A 14,492-nucleotide genomic window follows, 5' to 3' on the forward strand; every position below is an offset into this window, starting at 1 on the left:
TCAGCGCCCGTCCGCGTCCGGGCCGGGGTCGGCGCCGCCGCGGGTCTGCTGCTGCCAGTAGTCGACCGCGCCCTTCAGCACCGTACGGAACAGGGCGAAGTTCACCGGCTTGTAGATGTAGCTGTCCGCGCCGGCGGCGTAGCAGGCGTCCACCTCGCCGGGGGCGGTGGAGGCGGCGAAGACGACCACGGTGACGTCCCGCAGCTCGGGCCGGGCCCGCAGGGCGCTGAGCACGGCGTGGCCGCCGACGCCGGGCAGGTTGAGGTCGAGGAAGATCAGGCCGGGTACCTCCTCGCGTTCCAGGAGCAGGTCGGCCAGGCCGTCCCCGCGGTCGGTGAACTCCGTCCGCAGACCGGGGTGGGTCTGGCGCAGGGCGCGTTCGATCGCCTCGGTGTCCTCGGGGCTGTCCTCGACGACCAGGACGCGGTCGCGGTCGACCGGCCGGGCGCCGGGTCCGGGCGTCACCGGGGCTCCTCGATGCGGGCGACGAGCACGGCGGTGTCGTCGTTGCCCAGCGCCCGGAACTTCGACGCGCGGGCGATCAGCTCACCGGCCGGATCGGGAGCGTCGGCGCACTCCCGGACGGCCTGCGGCAGCAGCTCCTCGAACATCGTGCCCTGCGCGCTGCGGGCCTCGGTCAGCCCGTCGGTGAACAGCACCAGCACGTCCCCGGGTGCCACCTGGTGCCGCGCGGGCTCGATGGCGAGGTCGGGCAGCACGCCCAGGAAGACCCCGGAGGCGACGACCTCCTCGACGCGGCCGTCGGCCCGCCGGATCAGCGGCGGGGGATGACCGGCCGCCGCGATCTCCACCGCGTGCTCGCCCTGCCCGGTGGAGGTGAGGACGGCGATCAGCGCGGTCACGAAACGGTCCGCCGACTGGCCGAGCAGCGCCTTGTTCAGGCGTTCCAGCGCGTGCGCGGCGGGGGTGCCGTCCTCCAGCAGGGTGCGCAGGGTGTGCCGGGCGAGACCGGTCATGGCGGCGGCTTCGGCGCCGCGCCCGCACACGTCCCCGATGACCAGGGCCAGGCGTCCGTCGCGGTCGATCACGGCGTCGTAGAAGTCGCCGCCGACCTCCAGCGAGGCGTCGGCGACCTCGTAGGCGGCGTGCAGCTCCACGCCGGGCGGGTCGGGCAGCGCGCCGGGCAGGAGCTGGCGCTGGAGCAGTTCGACGTGGCGGCGGCGCTGCTCGTAGGCGCTGGTGGTGTCGATGGCGAGGGCGGCGCGCTGGGCGAGGTCGGTGAGCATGCGGGGGCTGGCGATGTCCTCGCCGTCGCGGTGGTAGACGAAGGTGAGGGTGCCGATCGCCTTGCCCCGGGCCCGCAGCGGGTTGACGCTGACGGTCCGCACGGCCCGCCCCGGTCCCTCGCCGCCGGTGCCGAAGGGGCCGCCGGTGAGGCCGTCGCCGGTCAGGACGAGGCTCTCCCCGCGCGCGACCGCGCCGCTCAGCAGACCCCCGAGCCACCGGTCCTCGCGGGCCAGGCTGTCCAGCCAGGGCTGCACGGAGGCCGACACATGGGCGGACGCGACGGGATCGAGATACCCCGGCCGGCACAGATGGACGACGCATCCCTCGGCCATGGCGGGCACCGCGAGCCGGGCGACCCGCCGCAGGGTCTCCTGCGCGTCCAGACTGGAGTCCATCTGCAACGACGCCTCGGCGAGGAAGGCGTCCTCGATCTGCCGCTTGTCGTGCTCCCGGTACGCCACGATCCGGTGATGGCTGGCGACGATCACCTCGCAGAGCTGGACGAGCCGGGTGGCCGTGGCCGTCGCGGCCTGCGGCGCGGGCCGCTCGGCGAACCCGACCGAGACCGCCGCCCAGTCCCCGTCCCCGAGCCGGAACCGGGACTCCAGTGCCCAACGGGCTCCGGCCGCCACCAGTTCGGCGCCCTCGGGAGCGAAGTCGGCGTGGCCGGCCGTCAGGTCGTGCGTGACCACCTCCGGGCCGGCGCCGGGCGCGGGCGGCTGCCGCCCGTCGCCCGCCCGTACCGGTCCGGCCGGTGACGTCGTGGTGGCGGGCGCGGGCCGGCCCGCGGTGGCGAGGCGCAGGTAGCGCAGCTCGCCGTGGACCCAGCGGGTGCCGGTGACGACGACCGATCCGGGCTCGGTGAGGGCGGACTCGTACACGTAACGCGACATGTCGGTGACGTCCTGGACGTCCTGGGACACCCGCCACAGCCCGTGCAGTCGCGCCGACCAGCGCTCCTCGCCCGGCTCCGTCCGCCCGCTCGCCTCGCCCACGTCCTCCCCGCCTGCCCGTCTCTCCTCCGGTGCCCCGGCCCGTGCGGCACCCGGGTCACGCCGCCTGCCAGGGAGGCGGTCCTTCCCACGGTACTGCCGGGGCGCGGTTGCCACGAGTGGCCCACGTGCTCAAGGGGTGCCACTCGGGCGCCGACCAGGCACTCCGGGGAATAGCGGATCACCCCGTCCTGTTGAAGCTGGGCGAACGTCACCGCGAAACAGGAGGCACCTCACCATGTCCGCAGACGCCGCAGAGGAGATCCGGGGCACAGCGCGGGGCACCGCCCCCGTACCCCTCTCCGTCCTGGACCTGGTCACCGTCGGTGCCGGGCGGACCGCGACCGACGCGCTGCGTACCGGCGTCGACATAGCGCGCCTCGCGGAGCGGCGCGGCTACCACCGGTACTGGGTGGCCGAGCACCACTCCATGCCGGGCGTCGCCTCCTCCTCACCGGCCGTGATCCTCGCCCACCTCGCCGCGCACACCGACCGCATCCGGCTCGGTTCGGGCGGCGTGATGCTCCCGAACCACGCTCCCCTGGTGATCGCGGAGCAGTTCGGCACGCTGGAGGCGATGGCTCCGGGCCGGGTCGACCTCGGACTCGGGCGCGCACCCGGCACGGACGGGGCCACCGCCGCCGCCCTGCGCCGCAGCGAGCGCCTGCACGAGGGCGCCGACGACTTCCCGCAGCAACTCGTGGAACTGACCCGGTTCCTGGACGACGACTTCCCCGACGGACATCCCTACCGCCGTATCCACGCCGTGCCCGGCCCCGTGCAGGCCACCTCGCCGGGCGGGGTGCAGTCCCCGCACCGCCCGCCGCTCTGGCTGCTCGGCTCCTCCGGCTTCAGCGCGCGGCTGGCCGCCACCCTGGGCCTGCCCTTCGCCTTCGCCCACCACTTCTCCGCGCAGAACACCGTCCCCGCGCTGGACCTGTACCGCGAGAACTTCCGCCCCTCCGCCGTCCTGGCCGAGCCCTACGCCCTGATCGGCGTCTCCGCGCTCGCCACCGACGACGAGCGGGAGGCCCGCCGCCAGGTGCTCGCCGCCGCGCTGAACATGGTGCGGCTGCGCACCGGACGCCCGGGTCTCGTCCCCACGCCCGAGGAGGCGGAGGCGTACGAGTTCAGCGCGATGGAGCAGGACTTCATCGACTCCTGGAACTCCAACGTCATCCACGGCACCGCCGACCAGGTCCGGGCCGGCCTCGACGACCTGCAGAAGCGCACCGGCGCCGACGAACTGATGATCACCGCCAACGCGCACGGCGGCGACATCCGGCTGCGCTCCTACGAGCTGATCGCCGACGCCTACGGGTTGCCGACGCCCGCCTGAACACCGGCGCCGGGACTGTCCAGCAGCTCGGAGATGCGATCCGGCGGCACCGGTCGGGAGTACAGCCACCCCTGACCGGTGTCGCAGCCGATCCGGCGCAGCCGCGTCGCCTGGTCCGAGGTCTCCACGCACTCCGCGGTGACCGACAGACCGAGCCGGTGGGCGAGCTGGACCATCGCCTCCACGATGACCTCGTCCGCCGGACTGGTCCGGTCCGCCTCCCGCTCGGCGCTGCGCGCGTCGTACTGGAAGCCCCGTACGAACGACCCGTCCAGCTTCAGCACCGACACCGGCAGCCGGCTCAGGTACGCCAGGTTCGAGTACCCGGTGCCGAAGTCGTCGATGGCGATCTGCACCCCCATGTCGCTGAGCGCCTGCAGCGCTTGCAGGGGGCGGCCCGAGGAGCCCATCACCGCGGACTCGGTCAGCTCCAGTTGCAGCAGCTCCGGGGCGAGGCCCGTCTCGGCCAGCGTCCGCGCCACGTCCGCGACCAGGTCGGAGTCCCAGACCTGCCGGACCGCCACATTGACGCTGACGAAGATCGGCGGCTCGCCGGGGTGGTCGAGCTGCCAGCGCCGGGCCTGCTCGCACGCGGTGCGCAGCACCCAGCGGCCGAGCGGAACGATCGAACCGTCCTCCTCCGCCAGTGCGATGAACCGATTCGGCGCCAGTACGCCGAACTGAGGATGATTCCAGCGGATGAGCGCCTCGACGCCCCGCAGCCGCCCGTCCTCCATGCCGACCAGCGGCTGGTACCGCAGGTCGAACTCGCCGCGGTCGATGGCCGGGCGGAGGGTGGAGGCGAGCGCCTGCCGGGTCATGCGGTGGGCGTTGCGCTCGGGGTCGAAGAGCGTCCAGCGGTCCTTGCCGTCGGCCTTCGCCCAGTACAGCGTGGTGTCGGCGGCCTGCACCAGCGCGGTCGGCGTGGTCCCGGCGGCGTGCCGTTCGACGACGCCGACGGAGGCGGAGACCGACAGGCGCCGCCCGTCCAGATCGAACGGCGCCCGCAGCGCGCCGAGCGCCGACTCGGCGAGGTCGGCGAGCTGTTCGGTGCCGGTGGAGTCCTCCACCAGCAGCGCGAACTCGTCGCCGCCGAGCCGGGCCACCAGCGGCGTGCCGGTCCGGGGATGGGCGGCCTCCTGCGCGCAGCGGGTCAGCCGTTCGGCGACGGCCGCGAGCAGCCGGTCGCCCACGCGGTGGCCGAGGGTGTCGTTGACGGCCTTGAAACCGTCCAGGTCCAGGTAGCACAGGCCGATCCGGCCGGTGCCGCCGCCGTACGCCTCCGCCTCCAGCGCGGCGCTGAGGCGTTCGAAGAACAGGGACCGGTTGGGCAGCCGCGTCACCGGGTCGTGCATCTGCAAGTGGCGCAGTCTCACCTGGAGATCGCGCCGGACGCTGATGTCCGCGACGGACAGCAGCAGGCCGGGCGCGTCCCCGGCCAGCGGTGTCACGGTGATCTGCGCCCACACGGCCTGCCCGTCGGCCCGCTTCAGGCGCCGGGTGCAGGTCAGCCGCGGCTGGTCGCCGCGGAGCACCTCGCGGTACGCGTGCCAGGTGGGGGAGTCGGAGGCGAGGTCGACCAGATCGGCCGCCGTGCTTCCGGCCAGCGCCTGGGGCGTGGTGCCGAGCAGTGTGCCGAGCGTGTCGTTGGCGCTGACCACCATGCCCTGGGCGTCGACGACCGCCATGGCGAGCGGAGCCGCCGTGAAGGCCGAGCGATAGGTCGGTACCTCCGTACGAAGAGTACGAGGAGCCAAGTCGAAGTCACTCTCTGTGACGGCCGACCCGTCGAGGTCTGCCGCGGGCGCCGGCCCTTCGGACGTTCCGCTCACCGCTAGCTCCCGCAGTGCCTCGATCTCTGTCCGTGCAGGAAAGTGTGCCGATCATAGAGGCTGGCCCTCCGCCCTTCCAGCCGCGCGACAGCGGCCGGCGTCGAAGAATCCTTCTGCCAGATCGTTTCTGCTCGCACCTGCCCGGGTCTTAAACACCTTCGACCAATTGTGACTGTCTGTGCACGGTCCACGGGCGCCGTTTTCGGCGCTTCCCGAGTGGCTCACCCGTCCGGTGCAGGCGAACAGGGCGTAGTACGACAAACATGCACAAGCTGGGTGCGGTGTTCCGCGAACCGCACTCGGAGGTCCATGTGCCGCGCCAGTTCCCTCTGCGGCGACTTCCCCGTGCGGCCCGCGAGGGCCTCGGCGCGGGCCGCCGGGCGGGCGGCGGCTCCCGCCGGGGGCTGCGCAGTACGGCGGCACTCTGTACGACGATGTCCGCGCTCGCGGCGACCTCCCTGGTCACGGCCCCTTCGGTGGCCGAGCCGTTCTCGCCCGCCCCCTGCGCCCTCCAGCGCACCGACGCCCACCACTCCGAGGGCCTGGACACCTGGAACGCCGCCTATCCCCGCCCGGCCCGCGTGCTGGACGCGGTGATGGTCTTCCTCTCCTTCCCGGACTCCCGGCCCCGGACGGCGCCCCGCGCACTGGCCGACGACCACTTTCCGGCCACCACCCGCTTCTTCCAGCGCGCCTCCTACGGCAAGTTCACGCTCCGCCCGCACCCGCTGCGGCACTGGCTCCGCATGCCGCGGCCGTCCACGCGGTACGCCATACGGCGCGACTGGAGCCCCGAGCACCGGGCCGCCTATCTGCGCGACGCGCTGGCCGCCGCCGACGGGCACGTCGACTTCTCCCGCTACGACGTCGTCTACCTCGTCGCCGACCCGGACGCCCCCGGCGTGGACTCGGACGCCACCAAGGTCGTCAACCTGGACGCACCGCTGCGGGCGGACGGCACCGACATCCGGCGGGTCGTCACCGTGTTCGAGAACCACCCCCCGGACCGGCTGGTCCTGGCCCACGAGACCGGACACGTCTTCGACCTGCCCGACCTGTACCACCGGCCCGTCGACGGCAAGGGCGACTGGGACACCCACGTCGGCGACTGGGACCTGATGGGAAGTCAGTTCGGGCTGGCACCCGACCTCTTCGGCTGGCACAAGTGGAAGCTGGGCTGGCTCCAGCCGCGCCAGGTGACGTGCGTACGGGGCGGCGGGCCGACCCGGCTGACCCTGGAGCCGCTGGGCGCCGGCCCGGGGGTGCGGGTGACGGGCGCCGCGGGGGCGCCGGCCTTCGGGCTCGGCCGCGGCACCAAGCTGGCGGTGGTGCGCACCGGGTCCGGCGACGCGCTCGCCTTCGAGGCGCGCGGCCCGGTCGGCAACGACGTCGCCGCGTGCCGGGCCGGGGTGCTGGTGTACCGGGTGCGCAACGGGGCGGAGTCCGGGGGCGGGCCGGTCGAGGTGGTCGACGCCCATCCCCGTACCGAGGCGTGCTGGCAGGACTCGGTCTACCCGCCCCTGGCCGACGCGCCCGTCGCCCTCGGCGAGAGCTTCACGGTGCCGGGGGAGGACGTACGGGTGGAGGTGGAGGGGCGCACGGCTTCGGGGGCGTGGACTGTCAAGATCACAACGGGCTGATCTCGAACGGGCGCTCCGGAATGACGACGGCGAGGCCGGTTCGCGATTTTCCGCGAACACGCCTCGCCATCGGTGTCGTGCGCCGCCAGGGACTCGAACCCCGGACCCGCTGATTAAGAGTCAGCTACTCTAACCAACTGAGCTAGCGGCGCCTGCTGACGTCGTAGACCTTAGCATCCGTGGCGGGAGGAGGAAAAATCGAAATACGCACCTCAGTGCCGACCGGGCTGGCCGTGCGAGCGGCCCGCACCGCCGCCCAGAGCAGGATCTCGGGGCCGGGCAGCCAGGGGAGGCGGGTGTCCGGGGCGATCAGCCAGCGGCATCCGGAGCTGGGCCGGTCCGGGCCGGTGCCGGTGGGCGGCGGGACGGTCACCGCGTCCCCGGTGCCGTGGCAGAGCAGCGGCGGAACGATGGCCTCCGGGCCGGCCGCCCGGCCGCGCGCACCCCACTGCTCCCACTCCAGCAGCGACGGCAGCCGCTGGGCCGTGCCCGGCGCCGTGAACAGCAGCAACCGCCCCCGGCACGCCGCCACCGGCCCGGAGCCCGGCCCCTCGGCCCACATCCGGTCCAGCATCCGGCGGCCGAACATCGCCGGCGCGCTCACCACGTCGAAGACCGACCCGCAGGGCAGGACCACCGGGGCGTCCGGCCGCGCCGCCCAGAGGGCGAGCGTGCCGTGCGGACCCGCCCCCGCCGTGGCGAGCCAGGCGGCGCCGTCCTCGGTGCAGTACGAGACGTTCGGTGTGCGGCTCATGGAGCCCAGATCTACCCGCTGTGAGCAGGCGATTCCCCTGAGTCGCCGGAAACCGGGACAGGAGCGCGGGGCAGGGGGTATCTTGCGTGCCCGCCTGGCATATGCCAGAGGTCCTGGAGGTCCCGGTGCGGTTTCCGGTGCGGGTCCCGGACGTTGTCTCAGTCGGGGTCCCGGACGGGGTCGCGGACGGGGTCGCGGGGGAGGCCCCGGCCGGGGAGGGCCCGGCCCCTCACGCCCGGTCGGCGTGTTCCGGGTGGCCGCCCTCGCCGCCGCGCATGAGGTCCCGGCCGAACTCCACCATCTTCTTGGCGTAGTCCTCGGTCCACTGGGCCCGCTCCGCGAGGTCCGCCGGCGTCAGCCGGTCGAAGCGGCGCGGATCGGCGAGCTGCGCCGCTGCCATGGCCTGGAACTCCATCGCCCGGTCCGCCGCGGCGCGGAACGCCTGCGTCAGCTCCGTGGCCCGGTCCAGCAGCGCTCGGGGATCGTCGATCGACTCCAGGTCGAAGAAGTGCTCGGGGTCCGCGGCGGCCGCCGCGGGCTCGAAGAGCAGGGGCGCGGGGCGTAGCCGCGGTTCGTGGTGACGCGGCGTGGGCTCCGCCATGTCTTCTCCTCCTCGTACGTCGCACATGGCCCATGGGGGGGAACGGGCCACCGTCCATTGTCCCGCGCCCGCGCAAGTGCGCCTCGTCCCGGCCCGCTTCGGCAGGAAGCCCAGCTCACCCGGTGTTCCCCCGGATATGCCGGCACCGGGTGGTTCGTTTCCCGGCCATCGGGGCCGTGGCCGACGGGGCGGGCGGAGGCGTGCGGGGGCCTGCCGGACTCCGGCGGGTGGGCATGTCGCTCAGGGGCGCCGGCTCACCCGGTGTTCGGCCAGGTGGGCCAGTACCGCGTGGTTCGCCTCCCAGCCGTCCGGGAACTTCACCGCCGTGCCCAGTTGGACCGGCTCGGTGGACGGGTAGTCGTCGAGCAGGTCGCCGACGCCCGCGCGGCAGACCACGATGCAGGCGTGCCGGTGCCGGGAGGTCAGCACGCACAGGCGGCCGGTCTCCAGGTGGAACGCGGTCGCGTCGGGGCGGCCGGAGAGCGGATGCAGGACGACCGTCACGTCGTACTCGCGGCCCTGGAGCCGGTTGGCGGTGTCGACGGTGACGCCGGTGACCTGGAGGTCGGCCAGCGCGGCGCGTACCGCCGCCGCCTGGTCCCGGTGCGCGGTGCCCACCGCGATCCGGCCGGCGGTCAGCGGCGCCGGGTCCGGCGAGCGCTCCGAGACGGTCGAGCCGTCCCGGTCGAGGAGACGGCGGACGGTCGCCGCCACCGCCCGTACCGCCTCCGGGTCCGTGCGCGGGGTGTGGCGCGGGGGCAGCTCCAGCAGGCCCCAGCCCGAGGCGGCGGCCTCGTCGATCACCCGGTCGGGGGCGGAGCCGTCCGAGGGCGCCGCGAAGGCGAGCCGCCGGTCACCGGGGCCGGTACCGCTGCGGAACGGCGTGAACGGGTAGAACGCGCGGGAGACGAGCGGCGCCGCCGACGCCGGGAGCCGCCAGGACACCGGCAGCCGGTGCTGCGGCAGCCCGGGGTTGTGCGCGAGCAGGGTGGTGACCGCGGAGGCGGACGGATCGTATGACAGGCCCGCCCACTGCTCGCTGCCCACGATCGCGAACGGGTCCAACTGCCCCGGGTCGCCCACGAACAGCGCCCGTTCGAACAGTCCCGCCACGGCCAGCAGCGCGTCCGACCGCATCTGGTACGCCTCGTCCACGATGGCGTGCCGCCACGGCTCGTCCACCTTGACGTGCGCCCACTTCGCCGCGGTCGACAGCACCACGGCGAGCCCGGCCAGATCCGCCGCCTTCGCCGACTTGCGCACCTGCTCCAGTCCGTCCAGCGCCTTGTCGTACGGGTCGGCGTCGCTGCTGTGCAGCCGGCCCACCGGCAGTTCGGGGTTGCGCTCGGCGAGCCGCAGCACCAGGTCGTCCACCTGGGCGTTGGTCTGCGCGACCACCATCAGCGGGCGCCCGGCCTCGGCCAGCTCCAGCGCCGCCCGCACCACGAGAGTCGACTTCCCGGCCCCCGGCGGGGAGTCGACGACCACTCCGCGCTCGGTGCCGTACAGGGTGTCGCGCAGGATCGCCGCCGTGGCCCGCCCCGCCTCCGCACCCGGATCGAAGGCGGCGGCCCCGTCCGCGGTCCCGGTCGTCGACCGGGCGGTCACCCCGGCGGTCGCGCCGGTCGTCTCCGTCGTCTGCGTCGTCACAGGACGTCCTCCTCGGTCACGGGGTCGGCGGCCTCCGGTACGACGGCCGTCTCACCGGGGGGCCCGCCATGCGTCCACGGTGTCTGCTCCGGGTCGGGCAGCTTCGCGCCGCCCCGCTGCTCGTGCTCGAACAGGGTGAAGCAGAGCCGGTCGCCCTTCTCCGGTACGGACCCGGTCTCGGGCTCCTTGCCGCGGCCCATCTTGTCCATGATCCGCAGGACGAACACCCCCTCCTCCTCCTGCGCGACCACCTCGGCCGCCTGCGGTTTCCCGCCCAGCGACCGGTACACCTTCACCCGCTCGGCGAGCTGCGGCCGGTCGTCGGTGCGGACCGTGACCAGCGGGCGCGGGCTGGGCCGCTTGCCCTCGCTGTACGCCATCACCACGTCCTCGACCTCCCCGGCGAACGCCTCCCCGGCCAGCCGCCGCCCGGCCATCACCAGCGGGTCGTCCAGTGCCTCCTGCGCCTCCAGCCGGGCCTGCTCGCGCTCCCGCGTGGCCAGCTTGTTCGCCGCCGTCACCGCGTCGTCGCGGCGCGGCTGCGGGGGCTCGCCGGAGACGATCCGGTCGCGGTGCCCGGTGAACGACCAGCGGTCGCGCGTCCACCGCTCCTCGACGTGCGCCCCGGCCGGCAGCTCCCGCAGCAGATCCAGCGCGCGCCACACCGCGTCCCAGGTCGGCCGGGTACGGCTGAGGACCAGCTCGCGGATCTCCCGCTCGGCGGCGGTCAGCGCGCCGAGCCGTTCGTCGGCGGCCGGGCCGTCCTCGGCGGCGGCGAGCGCCGTACGGGCCCGGTCGTAGCGCTCGATGGCCGGGGCGAGCAGCTTGTTGTCGAACGCCGGGTCGGTGGCCGGCCCCGCGGGCGGGCAGTGCAACTGGCCCTTCTCGTCCCGCGCCAGCTCGGCCCGGAGCGCGGCCTCGGCACCGGACGCGCCCTCGGGCGGGTCGATCCAGGCCAGCAGCGCGCCCAGGTGCTGGTCCTCCAGGGTGGACTGCCCGGTCGCCCAGTGCCGGGCCAGCAGATCGGTCGCGGCGAGCAGCAGCGAGGAGCCCGGTACCCGGGCCCGTTCGCCGTAGTGGGTCAGCCACCGGCCGAGCAGCGGCACGCGTGGCGGCGCCGGGTGCGGGGCCTCGGGTTCCTGCTCCGCGGTCCGCCGGAACCGCATGGAACGGCCCAGCAGCCGTACCAGGTCGACGCCCGCGCGACTGGGCACGACGAGCTGGGCGGCGTCCGCGCACAGCTCCACCTCGACCTTGACCCGTTTTCCGGTCTCCGGGTCGGTCTCGGTGCGCTCGGCGGCCTCCACGACGTCGGCGACGGCGTCGAGGTGCGGCAGGACGACGTCGGCCAGTTCGGCGAGGAACGCGAACCTGAGGTCGCGGTCCCGGGGCTGCGCCACGACCAGCAGACGGGGCGCGTCCCGGTCCGTGCCGACCAGCGCGCCGAGCGGCGCGCCCGCCTCACCCGCGGTGGTGAGCGGCACGAGGACCAGCGGCCGGTCGGACAGGTGACGGTGGCGGACCGTGGCGGCGGGCTGGGCGCGGCCCGCGCGCACCGCCTCCAGCCGGGCGAGGGTGGAGATCAGCGACACCGGACCGCCTCCCGGCCGGCCGCCGCCAGGGCCTCGGCCCGCAGCGCCGCCGCTCGGCGCAGCGCGGCCACCGCCGGGTCGTCCGGGTCACCGGCCTCGCCGTGGGCCGCGGCGAGCACCTCGTCCATGGTGGCGAGCCCGCCCAGCTCGGCGCGGGCCGGGCGGCCCAGGCTGGTCACCGCGCCCTGCTGCCGGGAGCGGGACCGGCAGTGGAAGGCCAGCTCGCACGCGGACAGGCACTCCGGGGCGTACGTCGCCGGGACCGCCTCGACGGCGGCCGTCAGCTCCTCGGCCGGCCGGTCGGGGGAGAAGCAGGTGCCCTCCGGGAGGGCGTCGGTGATCTCCTCGATCCGGGTGAGCCGGTCGAGCTGCCGCCTGGTCACCGCGCGCTGCTTGCGCACGTCCACCGCGGAGGCGGCGGGCAGGTTGGAGAAGTCCTTCGGGCAGACGAGCAGGATGCGGTGGCGTACCGGCGGGGCGGGGCGCAGCCGGGCGGCGACGTCCTCCAGGGCGAGCACGTACACCGCCGCCTGGCGCGCGGCGGCGCCCACCTTCGCGGCGTCCGCGGCGCCGTCCAGCATCGGGAAGGACTTGATCTCCACGACCGTCCAGGAGCCGTCGGGGTGCACCACCACCGCGTCGGGTTCCAGGAAGGCGGCGGAGCCGGCCACGTCCAGGGCGAGCATCGGGTGGTCCAGCAGCGTCCAGGTGCCCGCGCCGGTCGCCTCCCGCAGCTCCAGCGCCGTACGCGCCGCGCGCCCCTCGGGGCCGACGGCGGTCAGGTCGGGCAGCCGGGCGTCGCTCGGTGGTACGGCGCCCGGGTCCAGCCGCTCGTGCACCAGCCGGAGCAGTTCGGTGCCGCCGTCCGCCTTGACCCGGGCCTCGAAGGCGTTGCCCCGGGTCAGCGCGAACTGGGACTGTCCGAAAGCCGACGGCGACCCCAGGGCGCCCGCGAGTCCCGCCTTGTCCACGCCGGCGCCGTCGAGGATCGCCCGGCGTCTGCACCCCGGGTTGGCGGCGAGGGCGGCCAGGGCACGGGCGTCCAGCGGCTTGGCGGGGACGTCGGGACCGCGCAGCTCAGCGAGCCGGTGCCGGAGCGCCGTCCCCCGAGTCCGCGGGGGCGGCGTCCGGCTCGGCTCCCGCCGGGAACCGTTGGTCGCGCTGGCGTGGGAATCGCTCACCCGCGGAAGTCTCGCATCCCCCACTGACAACAGGGGCCCCCGTGCGCCGGGAGCCCCGGGCGCGGGGGGCGAGCCGCGGCGTGAGGCGGGCCGCGAGAGCCGTCCGCCCGCGGGCCGCGCCGCGCAGCACGTAGGGGGTGAGCAGCAGTCCCGCGCCCATCGCGGCCGCGCCGGCGACCGCGTCGAGGAAGTAGTGGTTGGCGGTGCCCATCACCACGATCGTGGTGATCAGCGGGTAGAGGACGCCGATCACCTTGGTGGCGCGGGTGCCGCCGTGGCGCCAGAGCATCACCCCGCACCACAGGGCCCAGCCCACGTGGAGGCTGGGCATCGCCGCGTACTGGTTGGTCATGCCGCCCAGGCCGCGCGGCGCGCTGGCCTCGCCGCCCCACCAGCCCCAGGAGCTGTAGTGGGCCATCGTGTCCACGAAGCCGTGTCCGGGGTGGAGCAGCCGCGGCGGGCAGGTCGGCAGCAGCGTGAAGCCGATCAGGCCGATGAAGGTGGAGGTCATCAGCCAGGTGCGGGCGGCGCGGTAGTGGACACTGCGGGAGCGGAAGAGCCAGATCAGCACCGCGGGCGTGACCAGGTAGTGCAGCGAGGCGTACCAGAAGTCGGCGGGTATGCCGAGCCAGGGTTCGCTGGTGAAGAGGCGGTTGAGCGGGTGCTCCGCGTTGAGGTGGAGCGCCTTCTCGACGCGTAGCAGCGCCAGGCCGTGGTCGACGGCGTCGGAGACGTCGCCCCGCACCAGCAGCCGGCCCGCGGAGTAGCAGGCGTAGACGAGGACGATCAGCGGCAGCTCCGTCCACCAGCGCAGTCGGGCCCTCGGGGCCGTCTCGGTGCCCTGTGTGTCGGTGCGCGGCAATCCGATCGCCCTCCCCTTTCGTCCCTCGTGTGCCCCGGTGCGGGCGTGCCACTCTACGGCGTACGGGCGACCCCTTCGCGGGCCGCCCGGCCCTCAAAGACGCCGAGATCGCCCCCCGGGTTGCCCGAGGGGGGCGTGCGCGATGATGGAAGGACCCACCCGACATGTCTTCCGGAAGGCCCTCGTCATGGCACCGCGCATCCTGCTGGCCCGGCACGGACAGACCGAATGGTCACTGTCCGGCAGACACACGGGCAGGACCGACGTGCCGCTCCTGGAGGAGGGCCGGCGGGGCGCCAAACTGCTCGGCGAGCGCCTGCACCGCCCGCCGCTGGACGGGCTGCCCGGCGTGGAGGTGCGCACCAGCCCGCTCTCCCGCGCGTACGAGACGTGCGGGATCGCCGGGTTCGGCGACCGCGCGCAGACCTGGGACGCGCTGATGGAGTGGGACTACGGCGCGTACGAGGGCATGACGCCGGCCGAGATCCAGGCGGTCCGGCCGGGCTGGCTGATCTGGCGCGACGGTGTCCCCGAGGGGGAGAGCACGGCGGCGGTCACCGCGCGTGCGGACGAGGTGGTCGCCTGGGCCCGCGCGGCCGACCGCGACGTCCTGGTCTTCGCCCACGGCCACATCCTGCGCGCGATCGGCGCCCGCTGGCTGGACCTGCCGCTGGACTTCGCCGCCCGGATACGGCTGAACCCGACCTCCTTGTCGATCCTCGGCTGGGCCTACGGCGAACCGGCGATCGAGAACTGGAACGAGGTGGGACATCTGGCGGGCCAGGGCCAGGGCTAGAGCCA

12 protein-coding genes and 1 tRNA gene are annotated in these 14,492 nt (G+C 74.5%); 3 read left to right on the forward strand and 10 right to left on the reverse strand.

The window, feature by feature from the left end; translation table 11 throughout:
- Positions 1 to 465, reverse strand: a complete 465-nt coding sequence (locus tag ABEB00_RS32115; protein ID WP_345624209.1) for a response regulator — start codon at positions 463 to 465, stop codon at positions 1 to 3.
- Positions 462 to 2,243, reverse strand: coding sequence for a PP2C family protein-serine/threonine phosphatase (locus ABEB00_RS32120; RefSeq protein ID WP_345624210.1), 1,782 nt, complete (start codon positions 2,241 to 2,243; stop codon positions 462 to 464). The genes ABEB00_RS32115 and ABEB00_RS32120 overlap by 4 nt, the downstream gene beginning before the upstream one ends.
- A 235-nt stretch (positions 2,244 to 2,478) precedes the next feature.
- Here ABEB00_RS32120 and ABEB00_RS32125 point away from each other — a divergent pair, with 235 nt between their 5' ends.
- A complete protein-coding gene (locus ABEB00_RS32125) occupies positions 2,479 to 3,579 on the forward strand; it encodes an LLM class flavin-dependent oxidoreductase (protein ID WP_345624211.1) in 1,101 nt (366 codons plus the stop codon).
- On the opposite strand, the gene ABEB00_RS32130 is transcribed toward ABEB00_RS32125, so the two are convergent.
- Complete coding sequence (locus ABEB00_RS32130; RefSeq protein WP_345624212.1) at positions 3,555 to 5,411, reverse strand: putative bifunctional diguanylate cyclase/phosphodiesterase; 1,857 nt, start codon at positions 5,409 to 5,411, stop codon at positions 3,555 to 3,557. The two genes, ABEB00_RS32125 and ABEB00_RS32130, sit on opposite strands and share 25 nt — an antisense overlap.
- 263 nt (positions 5,412 to 5,674) lie before the next feature.
- Between ABEB00_RS32130 and ABEB00_RS32135 the strand changes: the two genes are divergently transcribed.
- A complete protein-coding gene (locus tag ABEB00_RS32135) occupies positions 5,675 to 7,051 on the forward strand; it encodes a M6 family metalloprotease domain-containing protein (RefSeq protein WP_345624213.1) in 1,377 nt (458 codons plus the stop codon).
- A 78-nt stretch (positions 7,052 to 7,129) separates the two neighbouring features.
- Here the strand turns inward: ABEB00_RS32135 and ABEB00_RS32140 are convergent.
- From ABEB00_RS32140 to ABEB00_RS32170, 7 genes are all read right to left on the reverse strand, one after another.
- Positions 7,130 to 7,203: transfer RNA gene (locus tag ABEB00_RS32140), tRNA-Lys, on the reverse strand.
- Positions 7,194 to 7,805, reverse strand: coding sequence for a bifunctional DNA primase/polymerase (locus ABEB00_RS32145; protein ID WP_345624214.1), 612 nt, complete (start codon positions 7,803 to 7,805; stop codon positions 7,194 to 7,196). The genes ABEB00_RS32140 and ABEB00_RS32145 overlap by 10 nt, the downstream gene beginning before the upstream one ends.
- Before the next feature lie 229 nt (positions 7,806 to 8,034).
- On the reverse strand, positions 8,035 to 8,406 hold the full coding sequence (locus ABEB00_RS32150; RefSeq protein ID WP_345624215.1) for a hypothetical protein: 372 nt from the start codon (positions 8,404 to 8,406) through the stop codon (positions 8,035 to 8,037).
- 240 nt (positions 8,407 to 8,646) lie between these two features.
- A complete protein-coding gene (locus tag ABEB00_RS32155; protein ID WP_345624280.1) occupies positions 8,647 to 10,014 on the reverse strand; it encodes an AAA domain-containing protein in 1,368 nt (455 codons plus the stop codon).
- Positions 10,015 to 10,052: 38 nt separating this feature from the next.
- Positions 10,053 to 11,648 carry a hypothetical protein gene (locus tag ABEB00_RS32160; RefSeq protein ID WP_345624216.1) on the reverse strand — a complete coding sequence of 532 codons (1,596 nt, stop codon included), beginning with the start codon at positions 11,646 to 11,648 and terminating at the stop codon, positions 10,053 to 10,055.
- Positions 11,639 to 12,829 carry a hypothetical protein gene (locus tag ABEB00_RS32165; protein ID WP_345624217.1) on the reverse strand — a complete coding sequence of 397 codons (1,191 nt, stop codon included), beginning with the start codon at positions 12,827 to 12,829 and terminating at the stop codon, positions 11,639 to 11,641. The genes ABEB00_RS32160 and ABEB00_RS32165 overlap by 10 nt, the downstream gene beginning before the upstream one ends.
- Entirely contained in the window at positions 12,726 to 13,691 is a 966-nt protein-coding gene (locus ABEB00_RS32170; protein ID WP_345624218.1) for a phosphatase PAP2 family protein, read from the reverse strand. Before ABEB00_RS32170 ends, ABEB00_RS32165 begins: the two co-directional genes overlap by 104 nt.
- A gap of 187 nt (positions 13,692 to 13,878) precedes the next feature.
- Between ABEB00_RS32170 and ABEB00_RS32175 the strand changes: the two genes are divergently transcribed.
- Complete coding sequence (locus ABEB00_RS32175) at positions 13,879 to 14,487, forward strand: histidine phosphatase family protein (protein WP_345624219.1); 609 nt, start codon at positions 13,879 to 13,881, stop codon at positions 14,485 to 14,487.
- Positions 14,488 to 14,492: the final 5 nt, after the last annotated feature.

The sequence above is a fragment of the Streptomyces ziwulingensis genome (assembly GCF_039542605.1).
Lineage (GTDB): Bacteria > Actinomycetota > Actinomycetes > Streptomycetales > Streptomycetaceae > Streptomyces > Streptomyces ziwulingensis.

Coding starts and splice junctions, on each gene's coding strand:
- ABEB00_RS32125 (WP_345624211.1), top strand. CDS start 2,479: ATGTCCGCAGACGCCGCAGAGGAGATCCGGGGCACAGCGCGGGGCACC.
- ABEB00_RS32135 (WP_345624213.1), top strand. CDS start 5,675: ATGCACAAGCTGGGTGCGGTGTTCCGCGAACCGCACTCGGAGGTCCAT.
- ABEB00_RS32145 (WP_345624214.1), bottom strand. CDS start 7,805: ATGAGCCGCACACCGAACGTCTCGTACTGCACCGAGGACGGCGCCGCC.
- ABEB00_RS32150 (WP_345624215.1), bottom strand. CDS start 8,406: ATGGCGGAGCCCACGCCGCGTCACCACGAACCGCGGCTACGCCCCGCG.
- ABEB00_RS32175 (WP_345624219.1), top strand. CDS start 13,879: ATGGCACCGCGCATCCTGCTGGCCCGGCACGGACAGACCGAATGGTCA.